24 protein-coding genes and 1 tRNA gene are annotated in these 23,923 nt (G+C 62.4%); 9 read left to right on the top strand and 16 right to left on the bottom strand.

The features are described 5' to 3' along the window. Positions 1-19 precede the first annotated feature (19 nt). Complete coding sequence (locus V5F78_RS22445) at positions 20-286, top strand: con-10 family general stress protein (protein ID WP_348845434.1); 267 nt, start codon at positions 20-22, stop codon at positions 284-286. A gap of 287 nt (positions 287-573) precedes the next feature. Then, positions 574-1,155 carry a sigma-70 family RNA polymerase sigma factor gene (locus V5F78_RS22450; protein WP_394069871.1) on the top strand — a complete coding sequence of 194 codons (582 nt, stop codon included), beginning with the start codon at positions 574-576 and terminating at the stop codon, positions 1,153-1,155. A gap of 426 nt (positions 1,156-1,581) precedes the next feature. Here V5F78_RS22450 and V5F78_RS22455 read toward each other — a convergent pair whose 3' ends face one another. Both V5F78_RS22455 and V5F78_RS22460 read right to left on the bottom strand, forming a co-directional pair. Further along, positions 1,582-1,848: a hypothetical protein gene (locus V5F78_RS22455; RefSeq protein WP_394069869.1), complete on the bottom strand. Its 267-nt coding sequence runs from the start codon at positions 1,846-1,848 to the stop codon at positions 1,582-1,584. A gap of 148 nt (positions 1,849-1,996) precedes the next feature. Further along, a complete protein-coding gene (locus V5F78_RS22460) occupies positions 1,997-2,308 on the bottom strand; it encodes a hypothetical protein (RefSeq protein WP_394069867.1) in 312 nt (103 codons plus the stop codon). A 225-nt stretch (positions 2,309-2,533) separates the two neighbouring features. Between V5F78_RS22460 and V5F78_RS22465 the strand changes: the two genes are divergently transcribed. Further along, a complete protein-coding gene (locus tag V5F78_RS22465; protein ID WP_394069865.1) occupies positions 2,534-2,716 on the top strand; it encodes a DUF1328 domain-containing protein in 183 nt (60 codons plus the stop codon). A 353-nt stretch (positions 2,717-3,069) separates the two neighbouring features. On the opposite strand, the gene V5F78_RS22470 is transcribed toward V5F78_RS22465, so the two are convergent. Together V5F78_RS22470 and V5F78_RS22475 are read right to left on the bottom strand one after the other, a co-directional pair. After that, positions 3,070-3,339, bottom strand: coding sequence for a YMGG-like glycine zipper-containing protein (locus V5F78_RS22470; protein ID WP_394069863.1), 270 nt, complete (start codon positions 3,337-3,339; stop codon positions 3,070-3,072). A 109-nt stretch (positions 3,340-3,448) separates the two neighbouring features. Continuing rightward, entirely contained in the window at positions 3,449-3,829 is a 381-nt protein-coding gene (locus tag V5F78_RS22475) for a hypothetical protein (protein WP_394069861.1), read from the bottom strand. 193 nt (positions 3,830-4,022) lie between these two features. Here V5F78_RS22475 and otsB point away from each other — a divergent pair, with 193 nt between their 5' ends. From otsB to V5F78_RS22490, 3 genes are all read left to right on the top strand, one after another. Further along, the gene (otsB, locus tag V5F78_RS22480; protein ID WP_394069859.1) at positions 4,023-4,865 is read left to right on the top strand and encodes a trehalose-phosphatase; all 843 of its coding nucleotides are present in this window, start codon (positions 4,023-4,025) and stop codon (positions 4,863-4,865) included. Positions 4,866-4,867: 2 nt separating this feature from the next. After that, a complete protein-coding gene (otsA, locus tag V5F78_RS22485; RefSeq protein ID WP_394069857.1) occupies positions 4,868-6,340 on the top strand; it encodes an alpha,alpha-trehalose-phosphate synthase (UDP-forming) in 1,473 nt (490 codons plus the stop codon). Positions 6,341-6,657: 317 nt separating this feature from the next. Then, positions 6,658-6,744, top strand: a tRNA-Leu gene (locus tag V5F78_RS22490). Positions 6,745-6,932: 188 nt separating this feature from the next. Here the strand turns inward: V5F78_RS22490 and V5F78_RS22495 are convergent. The 4 genes from V5F78_RS22495 to V5F78_RS22510 form a co-directional block, all read right to left on the bottom strand. Beyond that, a complete protein-coding gene (locus V5F78_RS22495; RefSeq protein WP_145925957.1) occupies positions 6,933-7,961 on the bottom strand; it encodes a L,D-transpeptidase family protein in 1,029 nt (342 codons plus the stop codon). 229 nt (positions 7,962-8,190) lie between these two features. Then, entirely contained in the window at positions 8,191-8,325 is a 135-nt protein-coding gene (locus tag V5F78_RS22500; protein ID WP_084438127.1) for a DUF2474 family protein, read from the bottom strand. After that, positions 8,306-9,304 (bottom strand): cytochrome d ubiquinol oxidase subunit II, encoded by a 999-nt coding sequence (gene cydB / locus V5F78_RS22505; protein WP_064331605.1) that lies wholly within the window; start codon positions 9,302-9,304, stop codon positions 8,306-8,308. Before cydB ends, V5F78_RS22500 begins: the two co-directional genes overlap by 20 nt. Beyond that, the gene (locus V5F78_RS22510) at positions 9,304-10,704 is read right to left on the bottom strand and encodes a cytochrome ubiquinol oxidase subunit I (RefSeq protein WP_064331606.1); all 1,401 of its coding nucleotides are present in this window, start codon (positions 10,702-10,704) and stop codon (positions 9,304-9,306) included. The genes cydB and V5F78_RS22510 overlap by 1 nt, the downstream gene beginning before the upstream one ends. A 288-nt stretch (positions 10,705-10,992) precedes the next feature. On the opposite strand from V5F78_RS22510, the gene V5F78_RS22515 reads away from it, so the two are divergent. The 3 genes from V5F78_RS22515 to V5F78_RS22525 all read left to right on the top strand — a co-directional run bounded on the left by V5F78_RS22515 (position 10,993) and on the right by V5F78_RS22525 (position 13,534). Beyond that, positions 10,993-11,607, top strand: coding sequence for a peroxiredoxin (locus tag V5F78_RS22515; protein ID WP_064331607.1), 615 nt, complete (start codon positions 10,993-10,995; stop codon positions 11,605-11,607). After that, a complete protein-coding gene (locus V5F78_RS22520) occupies positions 11,604-11,999 on the top strand; it encodes an ArsR/SmtB family transcription factor (RefSeq protein WP_064331608.1) in 396 nt (131 codons plus the stop codon). Before V5F78_RS22515 ends, V5F78_RS22520 begins: the two co-directional genes overlap by 4 nt. An 83-nt stretch (positions 12,000-12,082) precedes the next feature. Then, on the top strand, positions 12,083-13,534 hold the full coding sequence (locus V5F78_RS22525; RefSeq protein WP_064331609.1) for a bifunctional metallophosphatase/5'-nucleotidase: 1,452 nt from the start codon (positions 12,083-12,085) through the stop codon (positions 13,532-13,534). Between the two features lie 25 nt (positions 13,535-13,559). Here V5F78_RS22525 and V5F78_RS22530 read toward each other — a convergent pair whose 3' ends face one another. The 8 genes from V5F78_RS22530 to V5F78_RS22565 all read right to left on the bottom strand — a co-directional run bounded on the left by V5F78_RS22530 (position 13,560) and on the right by V5F78_RS22565 (position 23,875). Beyond that, positions 13,560-15,725 (bottom strand): heavy metal translocating P-type ATPase, encoded by a 2,166-nt coding sequence (locus V5F78_RS22530; protein WP_064331610.1) that lies wholly within the window; start codon positions 15,723-15,725, stop codon positions 13,560-13,562. A gap of 5 nt (positions 15,726-15,730) precedes the next feature. Continuing rightward, positions 15,731-16,765: a c-type cytochrome gene (locus V5F78_RS22535; protein ID WP_064331611.1), complete on the bottom strand. Its 1,035-nt coding sequence runs from the start codon at positions 16,763-16,765 to the stop codon at positions 15,731-15,733. Then, on the bottom strand, positions 16,762-18,009 hold the full coding sequence (locus V5F78_RS22540; protein WP_084438131.1) for a c-type cytochrome: 1,248 nt from the start codon (positions 18,007-18,009) through the stop codon (positions 16,762-16,764). Before V5F78_RS22540 ends, V5F78_RS22535 begins: the two co-directional genes overlap by 4 nt. Continuing rightward, entirely contained in the window at positions 18,006-18,626 is a 621-nt protein-coding gene (locus V5F78_RS22545; RefSeq protein WP_064331612.1) for a cbb3-type cytochrome c oxidase subunit II, read from the bottom strand. The genes V5F78_RS22540 and V5F78_RS22545 overlap by 4 nt, the downstream gene beginning before the upstream one ends. Then, complete coding sequence (locus V5F78_RS22550; protein ID WP_064331613.1) at positions 18,623-20,197, bottom strand: cbb3-type cytochrome c oxidase subunit I; 1,575 nt, start codon at positions 20,195-20,197, stop codon at positions 18,623-18,625. The genes V5F78_RS22545 and V5F78_RS22550 overlap by 4 nt, the downstream gene beginning before the upstream one ends. A gap of 128 nt (positions 20,198-20,325) precedes the next feature. After that, entirely contained in the window at positions 20,326-21,387 is a 1,062-nt protein-coding gene (locus V5F78_RS22555; protein ID WP_084438132.1) for a GGDEF domain-containing protein, read from the bottom strand. 239 nt (positions 21,388-21,626) lie between these two features. Further along, positions 21,627-22,538 carry a c-type cytochrome gene (locus V5F78_RS22560; RefSeq protein WP_064331615.1) on the bottom strand — a complete coding sequence of 304 codons (912 nt, stop codon included), beginning with the start codon at positions 22,536-22,538 and terminating at the stop codon, positions 21,627-21,629. Beyond that, complete coding sequence (locus tag V5F78_RS22565) at positions 22,535-23,875, bottom strand: cytochrome c (protein WP_064332687.1); 1,341 nt, start codon at positions 23,873-23,875, stop codon at positions 22,535-22,537. Before V5F78_RS22565 ends, V5F78_RS22560 begins: the two co-directional genes overlap by 4 nt. Between the last annotated feature and the right edge of the window lie 48 nt (positions 23,876-23,923).

The following is a 23,923-nucleotide window of genomic DNA, read 5'->3' on the forward strand; positions in this document are numbered from 1 at the left end:
AACGCTAAGGAGCTAGGAGATGACGAAGGCTCAAGGAAAGGGCTCGTCCAACCGCGGCTTTGCGGCGATGGACGCCGAAAAGCAGCGTGCCATCGCCCGGAAGGGCGGCGAAAGCGTGCCTGCGGAAAAGCGCAGCTTTTCCCAGGATCGTGCTTTGGCCTCCGCCGCGGGGCGCAAGGGCGGCCAGAGCGTGGCGGACGAGGATCGCAGTTTCTCGCGCGATCGTTCGTTGGCTTCGCAGGCGGGCCAAAAAGGCGGCCAGGCCTCTCATTCCGGCCGGTCCTGAGAACCGGCGGATTTGTTAATCCCTCTGCGGGGGAGCCGACGTGGCTTCCCCGTTTCTTTTTGCGATCGCCGCGCATTTTGGCGGCACCACGGGAACTTCGACACGCCGCGTGCGTTAGGTCGGGATGGAAGGGATGATACGCTTCGCGATCGCCACGGTTTCGGGACGGCGCCCAATGGCGTCGAAATCGGCCGTGCCGCTTTCACCGGGGCGCGCGTCGTCCGGGTGGGAGAATGATCGTGGACGCATCGATGTGTCATCCGAAGGAAGCGGAAACCAGAAGCCCCATGGATGCTGACACCGAGACTTCCGCCCCCGTGGCTTTCGACCTGCGAACGCAGGTGCTGGAACTTCTCCCCGCCCTGCGCGCCTTCGCCCGCTCCTTGACGCGGAACCGCACCGAGGCGGACGATCTCGTGCAGGAGACCCTGCTGAAGGCGCTGTCGAACATCGACAAGTTCGACCCCGGCACCAATCTGCGCGCCTGGCTCTTCACCATCCTGCGCAATACCTATTACACCGAGATCCGCAAGCGCCGGCGCGAGAACGACGGCATGGCGACCTTGGCCCAGCAGGATTCCAATATGGGTCCGGGCCAGGAATGGGCGGTCACGCTCACCAGCCTCAAGGAAGCGCTGGAATTGCTGCCGGCGGACCAGCGCGAGGCGCTGGTGCTCGTGGGTGCGGCGGGACTCTCCTATGAAGAGGCCGCCGACGTCTGCGGCTGTGCGCTCGGTACCATCAAGAGCCGGGTCAATCGCGCCCGTGCCAAGCTGCTGACCCTCATGGGCGCGGAAGATACCGCGGACGTGGTGGAGGGCGACGCGCTCGCCATGTCGGCCGCCCGTATCACCAGCAGCAGCACCTGATTTTTTAAATCCTCCTGAGCGTCCCGTGGCCATTGCGCCCTGCAAAAGGGGCGCGTGGCGCCGCGGGTCCGTTCTGCGGCCCCCTCAGACAGTCTCCCGCCCCTCCCTGCTCTTGATCCTCCCGCCCGGCGCAGTCAGCAATAGCGCCCGCACGGCTGCACGGCCTTGGGGGCGACCGGGGCTGTCTCGGCATAAGGGGATGGGCCAAAAAAAGAGCCCCTTGCGGGGCTGCTGCGGCTTTAATGCGGCCCGCCATAAGGGCACGGGCCGACGAGTGCCGTGCCCACAGACCCGTGAATCGCTCGAAAACCCGCGACAGGCGAGCCTGCGGCAGGAGTTCACACGGGATCGTAAAAATCAAAAAACGCGGCACCTCTTCCTTTGGGGGAAGGGATGTCGCGTACGATCGAACAAGGCGGACGGGCGTTACGCCTCGTCTTTTTGCTTCGGCGCGTCGGGAGCTGCCGGAGTGTCGTCGGCCTCGGCCTCGGTCTCTCCCTCGCTTCCGGAACGAGCTTGAACCGCACCCTGCAATTGCTGCGCGAGACGCAGCAGATCGTCGGGCACGTCTTCCTGGGTGAATTCATCGAACAGCTGGCGCAGTTCCTTACCCAGAAGATCCTGGCGTGCGGAAATGTCCCTGCGATGAGGGGCTCGCATACCGCCTCCCTCTCTTTGGTCCTGCATGGTCACGGTTTGATCTGGACGCAGAGTGCGCATGACGTGGGTTCGCCAAATGGCAGGTGGGCACTGCACAAGAGCAAGCCAAGCTTTGCCATGTGAGTATCCATCCCTGCAAGGGGCCGGTGTGGAAACGGATGCGGGCGGGCCGTGGACGACGTCATTCGCGGTAGAGCCGCGAGGAACCGTCCGCCGGTCCGCTGTCGGTGTCATTGTCCCAGCGCGGGCTTAGGGCCGGTGCGGGAGGCCGGGACATCGGGCGCTCGGCTTGGCCGGGGGTCTCCCCGTCGCCGATGGCGGCCGAGACCGCGCGCAGATGCCGACGCTCTTCGTCCGGACCGTGAGCTTTGCGCGGCCGGGCATAATCACGCGGCGCCTGGGCGGGCGTGAATTCGCACTGATCATATCCGTGCGGCGTCAAAAGGCCCTGTGGCAGGGTCTGTTCGGCCGGGTCATGTCGCGGTCCGGGCATTCTGCTCTCCTCCGCTGATGCACTATTCGCAAACAAACGCGGACCCGGGGTCTTTGTTCCGGCGGATTGGGCGCCCGCGCAAAATATTCCATTCCTTCGCAAAGCCTGGCCGGAGGCGGGAACTCCGGCGGCGCGTGGCGGTTGACAGGGCAAGGCTTCATTTGCCTCGCAGCGCGCCGCGTCGGGACGCGTCGCGGCCGGGGCGCAACACGGAAAGGCAATGCCATGATCAGCTGGGCCATCACGTTTCTTGTGGTCGCTTTGGTCGCCGCGGTCCTCGGCTTCGGCGCCATCGCTGGCACCGCCATCGAAATCGCGAAGATCATCTTCTATGTCGCGATCGTCCTGTTCCTCATCTCCGCGGTCGTCGGCTTCATGCGGCGCGGCGGCGGACCGAGCGTTCCCTGATCGGCGCAGGCTGCCGGGCCAATGGCTCGGCGCGGCTGCACGCAACGAGCCCCGGCTTCGGCCGGGGCTTTCGTTTGTGCGGATCGCAGTCAGCCCGGCGTTTTTCGGGCGAAAGGTGAACCCGCCGCCAGGATAAAAAAATGGCGGACCGCAATTTCGGCCCGCCAATGAAGATGACTTGGAGGCGTCGGCACCAAAGCCGACACCGAATCAACATTCCAGCCCGTGTCCGGTTCCATGCGAAACCGGGTCGCGGCTAAAAATATAAGCCGGAAAACAAAAAGGGCGCCCGGTGAGGGGCGCCCTGATTGCTTGCTGTCCCAATATCGGGGGAATGATCCGCCCGATATGACTCAGGGGCAGGTGACGCGATAGGAATTGCCATAGGCGTCGCGCGCCCAGCAGGCCTTGGGGGTGGTGGCCGCGCCGACGATGGCGCCGGTGGCGCCGCCGAGCACGCCGCCCACCACGGCGCCGCCGGCCGTGCCGGTGGCTGCGCCGCCGATCAGAGCGCCCGCGCCCGCGCCGAGAAGACCGCCGCCGACAGCGCGATCGGATTCCGAATACTGGCTGCAGCCAGCGAGCGCGAGGCCCGCAGCGAACACGATGATAGCCGCCCTCATTTTCATCTCCACATATCCTTCTCGCCGGCGGGCGCCGGGATGCGTCCGGCCGTTAGACTCTTTTGCCCTCGTTGGCGGCCGGCGGACAACCCGCCAAACGAGGGAATTCTCAGTGGCGCCGCGAAGGCGCACCCGTCATAGCATACAGGGCATATCCAACGGTCAAGCCCACGACCACCGCGCCCAACAGGATCGAGCCCGGCTTGCGGGCCACCAGATCATGAGCCTGGTCGACCACGTCATCAATGTGACGCCCCGCCTCGTGGCGCCCCTTGCGCGCCAGCGAGAGGCCGTTCTTGGCCACATGGGCGGCTTCCTGCTCCAGCGTTTGCAAGGCGTCGGAAAAATAGCGGCCGGCCTGGTGGCGCGGCGCGCGGGTGTTTTCCTCCGCCGCATCTGCCAGGGCTTCGCCCAGAAGCGAGATATCGTGGCGCAGGGCTTCGAGGCGCTTGGAAATGTCGCTCGAGGAAGATCGGGACTGTCCGAACATGCGTTTTGTCTCCGTGGATTCGCAGACCAAACGCCAGCGGCCGCGCGCGGTTCCGGTCGAGGTTGGCGAAAGGCCCGGAAACCAAGAGCCGGCGCTGCTTTATTCATCGTGGCGCTTTTTTGTTCGGATTATGGGGGAACCTGAGCTCGACCAGGGACGTTTCAATGGCATCATGACCCTGGATCGACGTTTCATGGCGACTTTCACACCCGGCTTTTCCGCTTCCGCACTCGCTGGCTCCGGCCAGCACGAGGTGGGCGGCGAAGCTGTCTCGGGACCTGGTGTCGAGGCCTTGATGGATCGGCTCGACCCCGCCCGCTGCGCCTTCTTCTTCGACGTGGATGGAACTCTGATTGATATCGCATCCCATCCGGACGCCGTGGTGGTGCCGCCGCGCCTGCTGGAGGATCTCTCCGCGCTCCAGGCGCGCAGCGACGGCGCGCTTGCCCTTGTGAGCGGGCGCGCGATCGCAAATCTGGACCGGCTGTTCGCACCCTTGCGGCTTGCGGCCTCCGGCATCCATGGCGCGGAAACCCGGACCCAGCCCGGGCAGGAAATCCAAGCTTCCGTCATGCCCCTGCCGACCGACGTGCGTGAGACCCTCGCTTCCATCGCCGACGACCTGGACGGCGTGATGGCCGAGGACAAGGGCTCCAGCGTCGCCATGCATTATCGTGCCGCGCCCTCCATCGGCCCGGTGCTGGAAGGGCTCGTCCACGCCCTGGTGGATCAAAGCTTCGGCCGCCTCGTGGTGTTGCCGGGGCGTTTTGTTTTCGAGGTGAAGCAGGCGGGCCACGACAAGGGCCTCGCCATTCGCGCGTTCATGAATGTGCCGCAGTTTGCCGGCCGCACCCCGGTCTTCCTGGGCGATGACGTGACCGACCAGGCAGGCTTTGCCGCTGTCTCCGCCCTTGGCGGTGTTGCTGTTTCCGTCGGCCGCCGGTTCCCCGGTGTCCATGCCGTCCTTCCGGAACCGGAGGATGTGCGTGCCCTCATCGCCACCTTGGCGGCGAACCCCATCGAACGGAGGAATTGACCGTGTCGCGTCTCATCGTCGTATCGAATAGGGTTGCCGTTCCCCAGCAGGGCGGAAAGACCGCCGCTGGTGGTCTGACCGTCGCCGTCAATGCCGCCTTGAAGGATCGCTCCGGCATCTGGTTCGGCTGGTCCGGCCGCATCAATGACAACCCCTCCGATCGGCCGGTGGTCTCGACCCGCGGCAAGATCAAATACGCCGTCGTGGATCTCAAGGACGACGATTATCAGGAATATTACAACGGCTTCGCCAATCGCGTGCTGTGGCCGATCCTGCATTACCGCGTCGATCTCGCCGAATTCCAGCGGGCGGATCTGTCCGGCTATATCCGCGTCAACCGCAATTTCGCCGAGCATGTCTCCAAGATCTTGCAGGAAGACGACGTGGTGTGGATCCACGATTATCACATGATGCCGCTCGCCAAATATCTGCGCGAGCGCGGGCACAAGAACCGCATCGGCTTCTTCCTGCACATTCCCATGCCGCCGCCGGAATTGCTGGCGACCTTGCCGCGCCACGGCGAGATCATCGGCTCGCTCGCCCATTATGACCTCGTGGGCTTCCAGACCGAAAGCGACCGCGACAATTTCGGGCGCTATCTGGAAACCCGCGGCGGACAGGCAACTTCCGACGGAACGGCCTATGACATCGCCGGCCGGCGCGTGAGGATTGGCGCGTTCCCGGTCGCCATCGAGACCGAGGCCTTCGCCCGCCGCGCCCGCCATGCCGGCCGCACCGCTTATGTGAAGAGCTTCGGCGAGAGCCTGACCGGCAAGAAGCTGATTCTCGGCGTGGACCGGCTCGATTATTCCAAGGGCATTCCCAATCGCCTGGAAGCGTACGAGCATCTGCTGCGCACCGCGCCCGAACTGCACCAGAAGATGACCTTCGTGCAGATCACGCCCAAGAGCCGCACCGAGGTGCCCGAATATATCGAGATGGATCGCTTCATCTCCCACAAGGCCGGGCAGATGAACGGCCTGTATGGCGATGTCGCCTGGACGCCGCTGCGCTATGTCAACAAGACCTACTCACGGTCCGCGCTCGCCGGCTTCTATCGCCTCGCGGACGTGGCGCTCGTCACCCCGCTGCGCGACGGCATGAACCTGGTCGCCAAGGAGTTCGTTGCGGCGCAGAAGCCGGATGATCCCGGCGTGCTTGTGCTCTCGCAATTCGCCGGTGCGGCGGCTGAGCTGTCTGGCGGCGCGCTGATGGTGAACCCGCATGAAACCGAAGGCATGGCCGTCGCCTTGCGGCGTGCGCTCGAAATGCCGCTCGACGAACGGCGCGAACGCCATGCCCGCATGATGGCGGTGCTGAAGCGCAACGACATCGACAGCTGGGCGCAATCCTTCCTGGAAGCGCTCAACGAGAAGCCGCGTATTCCGGCGAGCCATTTCACCACCCGCTCGCCCCTCCAGAGCCTGAGCTTCGGCACCGGCTGGCATGGTGTGCACAGGCCGCAGGGCCTGTAACCCAGCCGTCCGGTCCCGAACAGCCGGCTCCCGGATGTGACCGGCGGTGACGCCGCCTCAGGCGGGAGAACCGCGCTTTTTTTGTTGGCGCGCCCCGCAAGCCGTTATAGATAGCGCCTGATGCGGGCGTGGTGGAACTGGTAGACGCGCCGGACTCAAAAAGAGGTTTGTCTACCAATTCACAGGAAATCACGATGAAGTGAAAACATCGTATTTTCAACGGGGTGGCGGTGTGGAAGGGAAGTGTGAGAATTCCGCCGAAATGGCGCTAGGGGCAGGCTAGGAGCCAAGGCCCAGGGTGACATCGGCGGCGAAGTGCGGGCGTGGCGGAATTGGTAGACGCAGCGGATTCAAAATCCGCCGTCCTTACGGATATGTCGGTTCGAGTCCGACCGCCCGCACCATCATCCTAGTGTACCGCTCGGGCACCGTGGTTTCGGGGACCGGCGCCGATCATAACTCGTGATCGACGCCGGGAGAGATGGTTGCGGGAGCATGCATCCATCTTAACTTGCTTTTCCGTACGGCAGCATAAGTGTTTCCAGAACTTCGGCGCCACGTCCATCGAGTCCAGGCGAAGGATTTCCAGGAATTATCGGCTGAAGCCGGTCTTACTAACGACTAGCTTTAGATTGCCGTGCTCATCGATAATTTCTCGCGGGCGCAATTTTGAGACCCAAGTCGGGTGCATTCCCCCATCGCGCCCGCTCTTGATCGGGGCAGTTTCCACGCCCTGCGAGACGAGTTGCTCGAACTCCTGGTCATCGCGTCGCTGCTTGTTCCGCACCGCCTGAGCGATCTCCGTTGGCACTTCATAGGCCGGGCATTCACCATATGGATCGAATTTCAACTGAAAGGCATGGTCTCCTGGCGCGAACGCGTTGAACACGTAGCGTTTGTTGCAGACATCGACTTTAGGTGGGCGGCTCGTCACCTCGAAATGATCGTTGCCCTCCTTGAGCATGCGCCAGAACGGCATGTGGGGGTTTCCGCGATGCCTGGCCATGTTGGCGGGGGTCATGCGGAACGGGAAAGCTTGCACTTGGAAAGACCTCTGTCCGCCGGAGAAGGACTCCCGGCCGAGTGCGAAGATTTCCAGGATTTGCGCGTCGGTCATCGCGTAGCAGCCTTGCGAAGAGCAATCACCATGCACCATGAGATGGGTTCCGGTGCGCTCATGGACACGATCGAAGGCGTTCGGGAAGCCGAGATTAAACGACAGATAGTACTCCGAGTTCGGATTCATCTGCGCCGGCGTGATGTCATAAAAGCCCTCCGGCGTCTGCCGGTCGCCTTCCCTGATCTTCGGGCCTAGATCGCCTGACCACTTACAGATTGGATAGATTTTTAGGAGCGCGAAGCGGCCTTTGCGATCCTCCTTCCATACTTCGAGCTCGGCTTCTACTTTGAACACGCGCAGAAGGATCGGCGATCCTAATTCCATGTTCAGAGTTGCCATTTTGGCTCGCAGCGTGCGCGGGACAGGAGCAATTGCCTTAGTGTCGGCGGTTGCCAATATGTCAGTCTGGCAGCCCCCAAGCGCCGCCGTCCCTAACAGAGCGGCCGAGTTCGCGATGGTCCGCAACGCGCTTCGGCGGGCGATCAGTTTGCCGGGCTTCAACGTCCTTCCCCCGTTTCCAATCGCCCGAGGCAACATCGCAAACTTAACGCAAGCTTAAAGCAGGAATTCTCGGCAAAGGAGACAGCGAGATAGGCAAATAGCGATATGGATGGATCATGGTTTTCGAGCGATCCGTATTGCATGAGCACCCGCGGGTTGAACCAACGGTATATCTGACTATTTCAGCCAAATGGTCCGATGTTCGCAGCGTAGACGCCCTGAGTTTGCATCAGGTTTTGAGAACCGCTCGGATAACGAAAGCGACCAGCGTCAGCATCAGGACGCTGGCCAGCCAGATGGCTCCGAACCACATCAGACGTTTCCAGAGCTTTGGCACAGTCTTGTCAGTGGTATCCGGTTTCATCTACTTTGCCTCGGAAGACCCAATAGGCCCAGGCTGTATATGCCAGGATAACCGGGACGAGCAGGCCCGCACCGATCAGCATGAAGACCTGGCTTCGTTCGGGCGCGGCGGCATCCCAGATCGAAACTCGGCCGGGGATCACATCGGGCCAGATCGAAATCGCCAACCCGGCCATCGAGAGACCGAACAGAATAAGCGTCATCGCAAACGGCAGCCAGTCACGGCCGCGGTCGATCGATCGCCAGAGAATAAATGCGGCAATGGTGACGAGCAGAGGCATCTGGGCCGCCGCGAGCACACCCGGCCAGCCGAACCAACGTTGGTAATAGCTGGCATCGAGAAAGGGTGTCGCTGCGCTGACAGCGACGATCGCCCCGACAAGCGCGATCGTGAGTAGGCGAGCATGTTTGCGCGCATGGGCCTGCGTTGGGCCGTTAGTCTTCCAGATCAACCACCCCGCTCCGAGTAGCGCGTACCCCGCCATGAGGCTGGCACCCGTAAGAAGGGTGAACGGGGTGAGCCAATCCCACCAGCCGCCACCATAGGCCCGGCCCTCAACATGGATGCCTTGAAGAAGCGCGCCGAGCGTGATCCCCTGAGCGAAAGTGGCGACAACCGACCCGCCGCAAAAGGCTATATCCCAGAACCGTCGATGGCCCGGATCACGCCACCGGAATTCGAAGGCGACGCCGCGAAACACCAGGCCAAGCAACATTGCGATGAGCGGAGCGTAAAGGGCCGGAAGCACGATCGCGTAGGCAAGCGGGAAGGCGGCCATCAGGCCGCCGCCGCCGAGGACTAGCCAGGTCTCGTTGCCGTCCCAGACCGGCGCGATGCTGTTCATCGCGCGGTCGCGCTCGCCGCCGACTCGAAACGTGGGGAACAGGATACCGATTCCGAGATCGAACCCGTCCATGACGACATAGGCTGCCACGGCAAAAGCGATGATCGCTGCCCAGATGATGGTGAGATCGATCATCACGACGCTCTCCCTTCGACGGCCACTGCCGGGGTGATGCCGGCGGCGCGGATAGGCTTTCCACCCGACGGATCGGCTGTCTCGTGGGGCTGCGGTGGTTTGGCCATTAGCTTCAGAATGTAGAAGGTCCCCGCGCCGAAAACCGCGAAGTAAACGACGATGAACGCGACCAATGAGGCGGCGACAGCGGGTGCCTCCAAGGGCGCCGCCGATTCCGCCGTCCTCAGCAGGCCGTAGACTGTGAAAGGCTGACGCCCGACCTCGGTTGTGACCCAGCCGGCGATCACCGCCACGAAACCGCTCGGCCCCATTGCGATCGCAGCGCGATGCAGCAACGGCCAATCGTAAAGGCGTTTGCGATACCGGGCGGCGAGGCTCCAAAAGCCAAGCCCCAGCATCGCGAAACCCAGAGCGACCATGATGCGGAAGGACCAGAAGACCACGCCAACCGGAGGATGCTGATCCTCGGGAATCGTGTCGAGTCCGGCCAGGGGCACATTAAGATCGTGCTTTAGGATGAGGGAGGACGCCTTCGGAATCTCAAGGGCGTAGTCGACGCGCTTCTCGGCGCTGTTGGGGATACCGAACAGGATGAGCGGCGCACCTTCAGGATGACTGTCGTAGTGCCCCTCCATCGCCATCACTTTGGCGGGCTGGTGCTCAAGCGTATTAAGGCCGTGCAGATCGCCGGCGAAGATCTGGATCGGTGCGACAATCGCCGCCATCCACATCGCCATGGAGAACATTTTGCGCGCGCCCGGATTCGTCTTGTCTTTGAGAAGATGCCAAGCACCGACCGCGCCGACCACGAACGCCGTTGTGAGGTAAGCGGCGATGACGGTGTGAACGAGGCGATAGGGGAAGCTTGGATTGAAAACGATCGCCCACCAGCTCGGGCCGGGCAGAAACTGGCCGTTGGCGCCGATCTCGAAGCCGGTCGGTGTCTGCATCCAACTATTGACCGACAGAATCCAGAAGGCGGAAATGAAGGTGCCGAGCGCGACCATGCAGGTCGCCACGAAATGCAGTCTCGGCCCGACCTTGTTGATGCCGAAGAGCATCACGCCAAGGAAGCCGGCCTCAAGGAAGAAGGCCGTCAGCACCTCGTAGGCCATCAACGGACCAATGACGGGACCGGCCTTGTCGGAAAAGACCGACCAGTTCGTGCCGAACTGGTAGGACATGACGATCCCCGATACGACGCCCATCCCGAACGCAAGTGCGAAAATCTTGAGCCAGTACCGGTACAGATTAGCGTAGACCCCGTTGCCGGTCTTCAGCCAGAGCGCCTCCAGAACCATGAGGTAGCTCGCCAAGCCGATGGAGAAAGCCGGGAAGATGAAATGGAAGCTGACGGTAAAGGCGAACTGGATTCTGGCGAGCAGCAGGGCGTCGAGCATCGCGATTTTCCTCGGATTGAGTAGGGTGCGGTCCCGACGCGCCGCCCTTCAACAACAGCCGACCCGTCGAGTACTGAAACTCCGCTCCGCGGCCGAGCTTCACGTTCATTGTCGAGCTTTCTGAAAGCTTTGAACGGGCGCGCCCAGCTCGACAACGGCAGCATTTGCTACCACGGCACGCAAATCACTTATGCTATTTTCGAACTATGTAATTATGTAAGCGTCTTGCGTCAACCCGAACGCCGTGCGACATAGAGGGTGAATGACTTTTGCGAGACCGCTTTTCGAATGGACAATGTGACCACGTATCCCAGGGCTTTGCGGATGGGCGACCCCGCTCCCGACTTCGAGGCACGTTCGACCCAAGGAGCGCTCCGGCTTTCCGACTACAGGGGCCGGTGGCTTGTCTTCTTTTCGCACCCTGCGGATTTCACCCCAGTCTGCACGACAGAGTTCGTGGCGTTGGCCAAGGCGCACGATCGTTTCGTCGCGCTGGACTGTGCCCTGGTGGGATTGTCGGTGGATAGCCTTTACGCGCACCTCGCCTGGACCCGAGCGATCCGCGAACTCTTCACCGTCGAGATTCCCTTCCCGGTCATCGAAGACCCGTCGATGCTCGTGGGCCGTGCCTACGGCATGATCGACGAGGCGGCTGAGAATAGCGCCGGCGTGCGGGCGACCTATTTTATCGACCCGGAGGGCGTGATTCGGGCGATCACGCACTATCCCCTGACGATCGGCCGATCGGTCGACGAGATGGTGCGGATGGTAGCGGCGCTGCAGGCCACCTATTCGGGTGAGAGGCTGGCGCCGGCCGACTGGAAGCCTGGTGAGTCACTGCTTCATCTCGCCGACGAAAAGGCTCAAAACGAAGCCGACTGGTTCTGCCGGAGGGAGGCATGAAAACGCTTTGGCAATCGCGGCCCCAAGCGGATATCGCCGCTGATAAGCTTCGCAGGTTCGCACAGCCCCAGCGTTTGATGATCCTGTCCCTCCTGCTTGAGGGGGAAAAGTCGGTCACCGAAATCGACATGGCGACAGGAATAGGCCAGCCAGCGTTGAGCCAGCAGCTTGCCGAGCTTCGCAAGGCAGAGCTCGTATTGACACGACGTCAGGCCAAGCAAGTCTACTATAGCCTCGCCGACGATACCGTCGTGCTGTGTGTGCGCAGCATCGAGGCTGTCTTCGGGGCCGGAGACCCCGAGCGAGCGCTCATGAGCATGGTCAGACCGGACGTGCGACCGGAGCGCAGCGGCGTGGTGCGTGGAGCGGCCAACTTCGCGCGAATTCGTTGATCTGACTTTTGGCCTTAAGCCGCTCTTAAGGTTGCAGGCAAGGCGCTCTTCCGAACAATCAGCGTCGGAGGAGAGTATTAGAAATGGCAGCAGAAGCACGCCGCAATATCACGCTTATACAGGTCAACGATACGCACGGATATCTGGAGCCGCATCCCGAACTGGTCTGGCACGGCGCCACCCCGCATCTCCCAACGCTTGGCGGTTATGCGCGTATCGCAGGCTATCTCAACAAGATCCGATCGGAATGCCCTGACGCAGTCGTCGCCCTCGACAATGGCGATACGTTTCACGGCACCTATGCAGCCGTTTCCTCCAAGGGAGAAGCCCTCGTTCCATTGACCAACGCGCTTTCCCTCGACGCGATGACTGCACATTGGGAGTTCGCGTGGGGTCCAGCGCACTTCAAAGCGCTTGCCAAGCGGCTCGATTATCCCGTCCTGGCGATCAACTGCTTCGACCAGAAAACTGGGCGTAGGCCGTTTGCTGCATCGCGTGTCATCGAACGCGGGGGCGTAAGGATCGGCGTCATCGGCGTCGCTGCGACCATCGTCGACAAAACGATGCCGCCGCATTTCAGCGAGGGCCTGCGGTTCACCAATGGCGACAAGGAGTTGCCGCGCGAGATACGTCGGCTCCGCCAGAAAGAGCGCGTCGAGCTTATCGTCGTTCTATCCCATCTCGGCCTGCCACAGGACATCAAGCTCGCCGGACTGGTTGACGGGATCGACGTTATTCTCAGTGGCCATACGCATGACCGGCTCGAACGACCCGTCCTGGCCAACGGTGCGATCATAATTCAGTCAGGATGCCATGGCGCTTTCATCGGCCGGCTGGACCTGAGCGTCGGCAAGGATGGTGTCCGAATGGAGGCCCACGAGTTGGTCGCCATGGATGAGACAATCGATCCCGATCCGTCGATGGCCGAGCTCGTGGAAGGCGTGATGGCTCCTTTGCGGGCGCATCTGTCAGTCGCTGTCGGCCACCTCGATATGGCGCTGCATCGCAACACCATCCTCGATTGCACGATGGACGACTTCTTGCTGGCAGCCCTTTGCGACACCTCCGGACGGAAAATCGCTTTCTCGAACGGGTGGCGCTACGGCGCGCCGATCCCGCCGGGCACGGTCACGATGAACGACCTCTGGAATATCATCCCGGTCAATCCTCCCGTCTCGAAGGTGACGATGACCGGCGCAGAGATCCGCGAGATGATGGAGCAGAATCTTGATCGGACGTTCTGCGCGGATCCATTCGGCCAGATGAGCGGCTATGTGAAACGCTTCTGCGGACTGACGATCTTCGCCAAACTCGAAAACCCCTTCGGCAGCCGCATAGTCCAAATCTTTGCCGGGGAGGAAAAGCTCGATCCGGAGGCAGGCTACGAGGTGGCATTCGTCACGGCCCAAGGCGTGCCCAGCCGGTTCGGTCGCGACCGAGGCCAGATGGAGGTTTCCGCAATCGAGGCGCTGCAAGCCTATCTGAAAAAGAGCCCGCGATCCGCCGCCACACCGGGACGTGTCATTCCGATCTGAGGCTAGAGCGCAGTGCGTTGACGCGCTACACGATCGCTTCTTTGCTTGTTCGTGCCGCTTCATACTTCTCGGTCTGCGGTCCGCGCTCTTCCAGCGATCGCATTGTCGACATTCTTGAAAGCCGCAGGCTATTTCCCGCCACGGAAAACGAGCTGGCGAGCATGGCCAGCGCGGCCATGGATGGTGTGAGTACGCCGGCGATCGCGACGGGAACGGCGATCAAATTGTAGACGATGGCCAGGCCGATATTCTGCCGCGCAACTCCCATCATACGGCGTGACAAGGCGATACCCGCCATGAGTTGGGCGATGCCGCCTTTGACGATGACCAGGTCAGCCGTCTGTGCGGCGGCGCCATGCGCTCCGGCGACAGACACGCCGCAATCGGCTGCGGCAAGCGCAGGTGCGTCATTGACGCCGTCTCCAACGAATAGAACCGGGCCAGCCACGCCCTTCAGCAGTTCGACCTTGTCAGCGGGCGAGGAGCCGTACACAGCCTGCTGCGGCGGGATGCCAAGCGCTGCCGCGATCCTGAGCGTCGGACCTGCAGCGTCCCCAGAAGCGATCCACACGTCGATATTCATCTGGCTCAGTCGATTGACGGTAGACAGCGCTTCGTCGGTCTGAACATCGGCCAGACCGAGCTTGCCGATAGGCTCATCGTCGAGGCTGACGGCAAGCCATGTCAGATCGTCATCTCCCCCAACACTGCAGACGGTAATCGACCGGCCATCCCGGTCGAGAGCCTCGGCGCCGCGATCCAGGCGGGTCCCGCCCGTTCCTTCTTCGCGGCCGTGTCGTGCGACGATCGCACGCGCCAGCGGATGATCGATGCCGGTCTCCGCGCAGGCCGCAAGACGCAACACCTCGTCTTCGGTCCAACCCTCGGCTGCAGAGACCGCGACAACCGTCGGGTGGCCGCCCGTCAGCGTTCCAGTCTTGTCAAAGATCGCAGTCGCCGGATTGGCCAGCGCTTCGAACGCAACAGGATCGCGCAGGCGAAGCCCACAACTGGCCGCGATGCTTGCAGCGCGCGCCTGCGCGAGGGGGCCAGCGATCGACAGGGCACAAGGACATGCGGCCGCCAGTACAGTCAGACCTCTGACCACCGCTTCCGTCCACGCTATGCCAGAGGTTGGAAGGACCGTCACTGTGGCGAATGCGAGGCAAGGAATTGCCCAGCTCAAGGCTGCTGCGAGCTGGTCGGCTTGTGACGCCGCCGTACCCTTCTGAGCAACCTCCAGCGCGATTGCCCCGCCCATCCGATCCAGGTCGCAATCGCCGAACGCGCGATCGACGGTTACGAGAATGCGACGTTGCAGGTTTATCGAGCCCGCCTCGACACGATGCCCGATCTCGACGGGGATTGCGCGGCTTTCCCCGGTCAGGACCGCGCGGTTGATAAGGCTTTGCCCGTCAAAAATCTCTCCGTCCATGCCGATGATGGAGCCGGCGTCGACAACGATCCTGTCACCGATCTCGATCTCTTCAGCCGGGATGGCCTCGTCGCCAGTCGCAGTTCGCCTGACAACCATTCGAACGGATGTGTCTTCGAGCGCCTTCAGGGCATCGATCGCGCTTCTTCGCGTGAAGAGATCGACGAGGCGCCCTATGAGCAGCAGCGTGATCAGCATCGTCGCCGTGTCGAAATAGACATGGGAGGAGCCCGACGCGAGCGAGACAATGGAGAGAACGAAGGCGCCGCCGGCGCCGAGCGCGATCAGCAGGTCCATGCCGGGCGCGCGCAGGCGGATTGATCGAAACGCCATCCAGAAAATGCCGGCTCCTGCCCAGAAAACGACAGGCAGTGCCAGAAGGCCGGAGCCCAAAGCGATCCACCAGGCAACCACCGGATCGAGAACGGAAACATAGAGCACGACAGCGAGCGCCATCGACCACATGCCCGACATGACGGCGACGGCAAGGCGCAGAGACAGGCGGCTTATGTCGGCGGACAGGATCGCCGAGAGTTCCTCAGGCTTGTGACGATCGATCAGCCTATATCCGGCCCGTGATACAGCTTCGGCGATGTCGTCGACGGACAGCCGCTGCGCATCCCATTCGACCAGCATCGAAGCCGTGAGGTGATGCACCCCGACGGCGGTGACCCCTTCAAGCCGACCGATCTGGCGTTCCAGCCCGCGCGCGCACCCGCCGCAGGCCATGCCGCTGAGGCCGACGAGGCGACGCATAGCGTTCAGTCCACGGCGCCGACCGGGCGATCCGGATCCGGCGTGCCCACACCGAGCAGCACCCCGTTGACGGTCTGACCGTAGTAAATCTGATCGCCGTCGTGGTATTGCTTGCGTGTTTCCTCGATCGTCTTGCCCTTCTGGCGCGGGTCCTTTGGCCGCTCGAAACTGTCGATATAGGCCGCGACGTCCCAGGCCTCCTGATCGGTCAGGCGTCCGGGTTGCGACAGCGGCATGTTGTGCTTGATGAAGGCTGCGGCAGTGTCGATGCGTGCCATGCCCGCGCCCCAGTTGTAGGAATTCGCTCCCCAGAGAGGCGGGAAGACATAGCGCCCATTGATGTCCTTCTGACCCTGCCCGTCACCGCCATGGCAGACGGCGCAATTGGCGGCGAAGACCTGCGCGCCGCGTTCGGGGGAATAGCCGGCCTCGGTCTTGGCGACCTTGCCGAAGCCGACTCCTTCGAGCTCCTTGTTCGTCGGCGCGTTGGTCGCGAGCCAGAAGAAGTAGCTTTCAAGGTCGCGATAGATGTCGTCGCCATGCGGCGGTGGACCGCCCTTGACCGAATGCTGGGCGTTCATCGAATAGGTGAAGCAGCCCTGGACGCGGTCCTCCATGGTGTTGATCTGTTTGTTCTTGGACCGGTATTTCGGGTACTGAACCCAGGCGGCCCACATCGGCGCCGAGAAAGGTTGGCGGCCGGCGCCGAGATGGCAGTTGGAACAGGACAGGCCGTTGCCGACATATTGCGAGGCATTGGTCGAGGTGTTCATGAAGATTGCCTGCCCGCGGCGGACAGCCGCTCCGAACTGATCGTTCGGAATCTGCTCGTCTGTCGGAGGCTGGAAGAAGTCGGCGGTCGCGTGACCTTGCGTATCCTGCGCCGCCTGCCGACCTGGAATGAAGCCACTCTCATAGGCGAGCGCGCCGAGCGCGGCAACGATCAGGCCGGCGCCGGCCGCATGGATCCACATTCGCGCAACGCGCCCCTTTTGGGGATCGGCTGGTTTGGCTGGTGGGCTTTGTTCTGGCTCCGTCATGGCCGTTCTCCAATCCTGGCAATCTGGGCGTCTTCTCCTGCCGGCACGGGGGGAAGCGAGGCGAGATAGTCTGCGACCGCTCTGCGATCGGCATCGGACAGCGCTCGGGAAATCCGTCCCATCAGGTCGAGCGATGAATTGTTGCGATGTCCACCGACCCAGGCCGCGAGCTGGCTTGCCGTGTAGGAGGCGTGCTGGGCGGCGAGCGCTGGAAACTCCGGCGAGACCCCGAAGCCCGAGGGTCCGTGACAGGAGAAGCAGGCTGGCACGTTGCGGCTCCAGTCGCCGTGCAGCGCCAGCGCTTCGCCGCGCGCGAGATCGCCGCCGAGTTCCGGCTTGGCGTTCGAAGGTACGCGCAGGCCGGCATAATATTCGCCGAGCTGGCGCTTCTCTTCGTCGGTCAGCGACGCCACAACGATCTTCATGGATTCGTTCTGGCGACGTCCGCTATGGAAATCGTCGATTTGCTTGACGACGTAATCGGCGGGAAGGCCCGCAAGACGCGGGACGTTTTCCTTGCCCTGTCCGAGATCGCCGTGACAGCTCGCGCAGGCCCATTGCTCTCCGCGCCCTGTGAAGATCATCGCGGAGACCTCCGGGCTGAGCGAGACGGCGGTCTGCGCCACGAATGGCGGCTGGCTGCCGAGTGCGAGGCCGGAAGAGGACGCGATCTCCGCCCCACCTTTGAAGCTGCCCTTGTCCGCGATATCGCCACGCAGCTTGGCGACGGCCCCCGCTTCGATTGTCTCGGAGGACTTGCCGAAGCGGTGCGCCACATAGGTCGCGAGCTCGCCAACCTCGACATCGGTGAGGACGCTGGCGAAGCTCGGCATGTGGCCGTTGTAATTGTGGTCGCCGACGCGGATCGGTCCGTCGATGCCGCGCAGCAGGATCGTCGACACCAGCTCGGGGCCTTGCGCGACGAAGGCGGAGCCTGCGAGCGGTGGAATGGCGCCGCGCACGCCCATGCCATCTGCCTGGTGGCATGTCGAGCAGCGGGCGGTGAACAGCGCGGAGCCCGGTTCTGTGCCGCCGCCCGTTGCCACGCGGCTTTCCGCAATTCGTTCATCGCGCGCTGCAGCGACATCCTCGCGTGTATCGAAGAGCGTTGCGGCGCCCCAAATCCCGAGGCCGACGGCGATGGCGATCAGCGGCCACGGCATCTTGCCGTGAAGCTCGTAGGGTTCGAAATTCTCATCCGGCCGCCCGGCCTCGTCCTTGCGGGGAGATTTATCTACCGTCATTGCGCACCCTCCGGACGGTTGTAGCCGTCGTCGCGCAGGGCGTTGGCCGGCGCGGGATAGGTTCGGTCGAGGGATTGTAGGTAGGCCGTCAGGTCGAGCGCTTCCTGCTTGGCGATCACGACGCCGGATTTCGGCGCGTATTCCGATGGGAGGGCGACGACAACATCGCCGGGAGCGGCCGCGCTCTTCTCCTCGAACAGGAAGGGATAGGCCGGCATGATGCTCCAGTCGAAGATGGCACGCGGCTGATAGAGATGGGTCAGATGCCAGTCGCGCGAGGGAAGCCGCGCGCCAACATTGAGGAGGTCCGGTCCGGTCCGCATCGTGCCGAGCTGGTGCGGGCGGTCATAGGTGTAGTCGGCGGCGATCGCCGGCCGGCCCCAGCCGCGCACGCCGTCGGGCGCCTGGTCGGGCGAGCGAGGCTGCTGGCTGTGACAGTAGACGCAGCCGAGCGAGACATAGACCTCGCGCCCGCGCGATTGTTGCTCGGTATAGGGCTGTAGCTCCGGCGGGATGTCGTGCCGGCTGATCTGGATGCCGGGCGCGATGACGAGCATGAGGGTCGCGAAAGCGAGAATGCCGAGGGCCAGAACGGAAAGAGGAAGATAGCGGTTCATTCTGCGGGCGCCACCTTTACGGCTGCCGCTGCCCGGCGTGGAAGGAGGATCGCGGCGACGTTGATTGCGAACAGGATGTGGCCAAGCGTCATCAGGCTGCCGCCAACGCTGCGCGCCTCGAGATAGGGAATGGTGACAGTGACGCTATCTGCAAACGGCCGGGTCGCGTCGAGCATGGCAAGACCCTGGAGAACGCCGCCGATCGACAGCCCGAAGAAGTAGATCGCGAAGCCGACCACGATCAGCCAGAAATGTGCGTTGATCAGCGCGGGCCACTGGAATGCTCGCCCGGTCATGCGCGGGAGCATGTGATAGGCCGCGCCGAACATGACGATGGTCACGAAGGCATAGGCACCGAGATGGGCATGGCCGACGGTGTAATGGGTGAAGTGTGTGACGGTGTTGATGGAACGAAGAGCTTCGGTCGAGCCCTGGAAGGATGCCAGCGTGTACATGACCGCGCCGAAGGAGATGAAGCGTAGCGTTAGCGATTCCTTCAACGCCCACAGATTGCGAGCGACCGTGACATGCTGGTTGATTGCGACTGCGATCACCGGGATGAACATCATCACCGAATGGACGATTGACAGGGTCACAACCCAGGTGGGCACCGGTCCGCCAATCAGATGATGGATGCCCACCTGGCTGTAAAAGAGCGCAAGGCCCCAGAACCCAAGCAGTGATACCGAATAGGAATAGATCGGCTTCCCGATGATCTTCGGGATGAAATAGTAGGCTGTGCCGACACCGAGCGGCGTCAACCAGAGTCCCAGGACGTTATGGGCAAACCACCAGTTGACGGTGGCTTCCTCGACACCCGAATGGATGTAGGGGATGTTGGCGATGACGAAGAGACAGGGGAACCAGAGAATGCCGGCGAGGAAGTACCAGCCGGACACGTAGATGTGGTGCACCTGTCGTGCGATCGTCGTCTTGACCAGAGGGATGACGAAGAACACGCCGGCCAGCGCCAGGAGCATGTCGAGCTGCCAGGGGATCTCCAGCCACTCTTCGCCGTCAGTCCAGCCGTTGGCGATGGCGAGCGCGCCGAGACAGACGGCAATGTTCCAGAGGATCGCGCCGATGATAGGCAGCCGGGGTGCGCGCAATGGCGTGTGGAAGATGCGTGGCAGGATCCAGATCATCGAGGCTACGCCCATCTGCGAGAGCCAGCCGTAGATGACGAGATTGAGATGCAGGGTGCGGACACGGCCGAAGGTGAGCGGCGCATAGGCCGAAAGCCAGTCAGGCCAGTGCAGCTTGAGCGAGGCGATCAGGCCGAAGGTCGAGCCGATGATGAGCCAGAAGGTCGCCGCGACAAGCAGCACGGTAACGGGCATGGTGGAAATGCGATCAATGCCGGAGGTGGCCGCGTCGAAGTAATGGCGCCTGGCAGGTGAATGTTCGGCATCGGGACTGTCGAGGTGACCCTCGTCGCCGTCCGCGAAGATGACCTTCGCGTCGTCCTGATCGAGCTTGAGCTGCCGGTTGCTGATTGCCCAGATCAGGAAGGCGAGCGCGAGCAGCGACACGGCGAAGCTCAACGCCAACAACAGTCCCATAGTCACCATGCGCTATCCCTCCCGCTTGCGTCCTGGCTCTTGCGGCAGGCACACAGGGTTCAGCGCTCGGAAACCAACCTTAAGGCAAACTTAAGAAACTCTTCGGACTTGTGAAAAGCGACGCCGAGGCGCGGGATTCAGTTCGTTGCCACGAGCTCGTCGCTGCGCGCGGTCGACCGGCGATGCCAGTTTGCTCTTGTATTGATCCCGGCGAACAGCGGCAGCTCCGCCTGTTCCGATGCGCTGGAAAGCACGCCATGGCTGACGCTGTCCTTGCCGCTGCGCTTCACGGCATACATCAGTCGATCGACACGCCTCATCACTTCTTTCAGCGACGTGTCGACACAGGGCGGGATAACGAGCGCGCCCATGCTGCAGGTGGCATCGATGCTGGTGGCGAAAAGCGCTGCCGCCAGTTGCGCATGGAGCGTTTCTGCCCGGTCTTCCGGGGATTCGTTCGGCTCGAGGGGCATCAGAATGGTGAACTCATCGCCTCCCATCCGTCCAAAACAGTCGTGCTTGCGAAGGAGCGAAAGGGTTGACGCGCCCAATGCTTCCAGTACGCGATCGCCAGCGTCATGCCCGTAGCGGTCGTTGATAGCCTTGAAACCGTCGAGGTCGAGATAGAGCAGCAGCAGCCTCTGGTGTTCGCCGGCAGCGCGCAGGATCATCCGCTCCGCTCTCTGTTCGAACGCCAACCGATTATAGGCGCCGGTTTTCCCATCGCGGCGGGCCAGGAAGTGTTCGCGATCGAAGTTGCAACGAAAGCTGGAGACGATGGCGGCGAGCACCGGGAGCGTCAACAGTTGAAGCGCCAGGTTGCCGAGCGCCAATGCTTTGCCTGGCCCCCACCAGCTCAGGCATATGGCCATCGAGGTCGCAGCCGCGGCGAGCGAGAGAACGATGCCCGCCCGCAGTCCCAGCCTCCAGCTGACGAGGCAGACGGGGATCATGTAAAGCGGCGCGATATGCAGACCGCTCGAATGAAGCAGATAGCCTGACACAGCGATCGAAACGAACGTGAGAGCGGTCACGGCCCACACGCCCCTGATGCTAAGATTATCGACGTGATGGGCGAGAGAAAGAAGCGTTCGGCACGCCTTCTGTTCCGGTGTGGCTCGCTGATGATGCTTCAAAACTTCATGTCCTCCGACGTCTTCAAATACGATGCGCATCCCAAAAAGCTGATGTGACAGCATGCTGGCTGGCAGCGGAGAGAATGACGTGGGTCAACAAAAGTTCGAATGGCATCAAGTCTGACGGCAGCGATTCGGCCGTTATCAGAACTGATGCTCGTTGTACCCTATGCACTTAGGTCGTCTGCTGAATATCGCCGCGCGAGCGATTTCCTTTTAACAGATGAGTGTTAACCTTCGTGACAGCGGATCAGTAAAATTTGAGCGACATGGACGGGGCGGTCGCCCAAGCGCTGATCCGCTCAATATCTCGCATCTTTCGGCTTCTTCACGCCCTTCCAGTCGTTGACCTTGCCCGCGAAATCCGGCCGCGGCATGTGGGTGAAGAATTCCGCCACGTCGACGGCATCCTGATCCGAGAGCACCCCGCCGGCTCCGAGCGGCGCCTCCAGGTGCATGGCAGGCGGCATGGCGTATTTGACGAATTGCGCCGCCTTGTAGGTGCGGGCAAGGCCGGCGCCGATATTGAACGATTCATCACCCCAAAGCGGCGGGAAGATGTAGTCTCCGACCTGATCCTTCATCCCCTGGCCGTTGGCCCCATGGCAGGAGGCGCACTGGGCGGCGTAGATCGTCCTGCCCCTCTCGGGATCGGGCACGAGGCTCTCGTCAATCGGTCCGGCGTTGCGCACCGCTGTCTTGTCGCCTTTCGCAACATCCTGGCGCAGCCAGTCCATATAGGTGAGCATGGCGTGCATCTCGGTGCTGTCGGGATCGAGCGGCTTGCCGTTCATCGAGCGCTGGAAGCAGCCGTTGATGCGCATGGTGAGATCGACCTCGCGATTGGCGCGAGGGTTGAAGGACGGATAGCTGTTGGTCGTGTTGATGTAGGGATTTGCGTCGGACAGCTTTCCCTGGGCCATGTGGCACGAATTGCAGTTGAGACCGTTTCCGACATTGACTGGCAGCAGGCGCGCGGTCTCATTGAGAAGCCGCTTTCCGAGAAGGATAGCTTCGGCGTTCGGCTGCGCTGCGATCGCGCTGTCTGCCGGAATTCGATAGTCGCCGATCCGCTTGTTATTTGCATCCAGGACCGCGATCGCGTCCACGGCCGGCGCGTCCAGCGTCGGTTCGTGCAGGAACGCGAATGCTCCTGCTGTGGCAGCGAGCGCCACGATGGCAGCTCCGGTCAGGATAAGGGAGCGCTTGTTCATTTTTGTTCTCCCGGCACGTAGTGTTTCGGCTTGCGCGCAATCTCGTGGCGCATGCGCGAGATGTCGGCTTCGGTGATCTCGCTGCCGTGATTGCCCCAGCCGTTGCGGATGAAGTTCAGGACGTCGGCGACCTCCCGGTTGGTCAGGCTGGCGAAACCCGGCATCGTAAAGGCCATCGTGTCGTGCGGGGTCTTCGGCATGCGCCCGCCGGCAAGCGTCACCTGGATGAGCGAGCTTGGATCGTCAGCGAACACCATCGAGTTGCCGGCGAGCGCCGGATAGATGCGTGGTGCGCCCTTGCCGTCCATGCGGTGGCAGATTGCGCAATGCTCGACATAGGAGGTCGCGCCCGGTGCGCTGAAATCGCCGGCCCTGAGCGGCGCGGTGGTGAGATCCTCATTCGGCTGCCATGTCGGGCTTCGGTCGTCGCGAGCTTTCAGGGATTTCAGATAGGTCGCGATCGCCGTGAGGTCCTCGTTCGAAAGGTGCTGCGTCGAGTGCTCGACGACATCAGACATCGAGCCGAAGGCCGCGGTCTTGTCGTTGCGTCCGGTTTTCAGGAAGTCGACGATCTCGGCGGTCGTCCATGTCGACAGGCCGGTGTCCTCGCTGCGCAGGTTTTTCGCATACCAGCCCTCGAGGACCGAGCCCGAGAGAAAGCGACTGTTGGCGCCGTCGAAAAGCGCCGTCTCCTGGAACGCGATACCGCGCGGGGTATGGCAGGCGCCACAATGAGCGAGCCCCTCGACCAGATAGGCTCCACGCTCAAGCTGCGGATCCGCGGCCGTCGTGGTGAAGTCGCGTGGCTGAGCGAAGGCGAGCTGCCACCAGGCGAGCGGCCAGCGCATACTGAGCGGCCACGGCATGGTCGTCGGCTGGTTGTCCTGCCGGACTGCCTGGACGCTCGACATGAAGTAGGCGTAGAGCGCCTTGATGTCGTCATCGCGCACGACGGCATAGGACACATATGGCATGGCCGGATAGAGATGCGTGCCGTCCGGTCGGACCCCCTTGCGAACCGCCCGCTCGAAGTCCCCGTAGCTGTAGCCGCCGATCCCGGTTTCCTTTTCCGGGGTGATGTTGGTGGAATAGATGGTGCCCATGGGAGTCTGCATGCCAAGCCCGCCGGCGAACGGTTTGCCGCCGGGGGCGGTGTGACAGGCGATGCAGTCTCCAGCATGGGCGAGATATTCGCCCTTCTGAATCAGCGTCGCATCCGTGATATCGACGGACGCTTCGGTTTTCGGCTTGAACCAATAGGGTGTTGAAAGGGCGATGGCGTAGGACAGGCCAAGCCCGCATACACCGGCAAAAGCGAGTTTGAGTAATAGTTTCACGGCAGATTCCACGACTTTCTTTAATTATGTAACTATCCTGACTCTTCA

Origin of the sequence: Roseixanthobacter glucoisosaccharinicivorans (assembly GCF_043195095.2) — a bacterium.
Classification (GTDB): Bacteria; Pseudomonadota; Alphaproteobacteria; order Rhizobiales; family Xanthobacteraceae; genus NCEH01.

Excerpts from the sequence above, each read along its gene's own strand:
- V5F78_RS22445 (WP_348845434.1), top strand. The coding sequence starts at position 20 with ATGACGAAGGCTCAAGGAAAGGGCTCGTCCAACCGCGGCTTTGCGGCG.
- V5F78_RS22450 (WP_394069871.1), top strand. The coding sequence starts at position 574 with ATGGATGCTGACACCGAGACTTCCGCCCCCGTGGCTTTCGACCTGCGA.
- V5F78_RS22460 (WP_394069867.1), bottom strand. The coding sequence starts at position 2,308 with ATGCCCGGACCGCGACATGACCCGGCCGAACAGACCCTGCCACAGGGC.
- V5F78_RS22465 (WP_394069865.1), top strand. The coding sequence starts at position 2,534 with ATGATCAGCTGGGCCATCACGTTTCTTGTGGTCGCTTTGGTCGCCGCG.
- V5F78_RS22470 (WP_394069863.1), bottom strand. The coding sequence starts at position 3,339 with ATGAGGGCGGCTATCATCGTGTTCGCTGCGGGCCTCGCGCTCGCTGGC.
- V5F78_RS22475 (WP_394069861.1), bottom strand. The coding sequence starts at position 3,829 with ATGTTCGGACAGTCCCGATCTTCCTCGAGCGACATTTCCAAGCGCCTC.
- otsB (WP_394069859.1), top strand. The coding sequence starts at position 4,023 with ATGGCGACTTTCACACCCGGCTTTTCCGCTTCCGCACTCGCTGGCTCC.
- V5F78_RS22500 (WP_084438127.1), bottom strand. The coding sequence starts at position 8,325 with ATGAAACCGGATACCACTGACAAGACTGTGCCAAAGCTCTGGAAACGT.
- cydB (WP_064331605.1), bottom strand. The coding sequence starts at position 9,304 with ATGATCGATCTCACCATCATCTGGGCAGCGATCATCGCTTTTGCCGTG.
- V5F78_RS22510 (WP_064331606.1), bottom strand. The coding sequence starts at position 10,704 with ATGCTCGACGCCCTGCTGCTCGCCAGAATCCAGTTCGCCTTTACCGTC.
- V5F78_RS22515 (WP_064331607.1), top strand. The coding sequence starts at position 10,993 with ATGGACAATGTGACCACGTATCCCAGGGCTTTGCGGATGGGCGACCCC.
- V5F78_RS22520 (WP_064331608.1), top strand. The coding sequence starts at position 11,604 with ATGAAAACGCTTTGGCAATCGCGGCCCCAAGCGGATATCGCCGCTGAT.
- V5F78_RS22525 (WP_064331609.1), top strand. The coding sequence starts at position 12,083 with ATGGCAGCAGAAGCACGCCGCAATATCACGCTTATACAGGTCAACGAT.
- V5F78_RS22530 (WP_064331610.1), bottom strand. The coding sequence starts at position 15,725 with ATGCGTCGCCTCGTCGGCCTCAGCGGCATGGCCTGCGGCGGGTGCGCG.
- V5F78_RS22535 (WP_064331611.1), bottom strand. The coding sequence starts at position 16,765 with ATGACGGAGCCAGAACAAAGCCCACCAGCCAAACCAGCCGATCCCCAA.
- V5F78_RS22540 (WP_084438131.1), bottom strand. The coding sequence starts at position 18,009 with ATGACGGTAGATAAATCTCCCCGCAAGGACGAGGCCGGGCGGCCGGAT.
- V5F78_RS22545 (WP_064331612.1), bottom strand. The coding sequence starts at position 18,626 with ATGAACCGCTATCTTCCTCTTTCCGTTCTGGCCCTCGGCATTCTCGCT.
- V5F78_RS22550 (WP_064331613.1), bottom strand. The coding sequence starts at position 20,197 with ATGGTGACTATGGGACTGTTGTTGGCGTTGAGCTTCGCCGTGTCGCTG.
- V5F78_RS22555 (WP_084438132.1), bottom strand. The coding sequence starts at position 21,387 with ATGCTGTCACATCAGCTTTTTGGGATGCGCATCGTATTTGAAGACGTC.
- V5F78_RS22560 (WP_064331615.1), bottom strand. The coding sequence starts at position 22,538 with ATGAACAAGCGCTCCCTTATCCTGACCGGAGCTGCCATCGTGGCGCTC.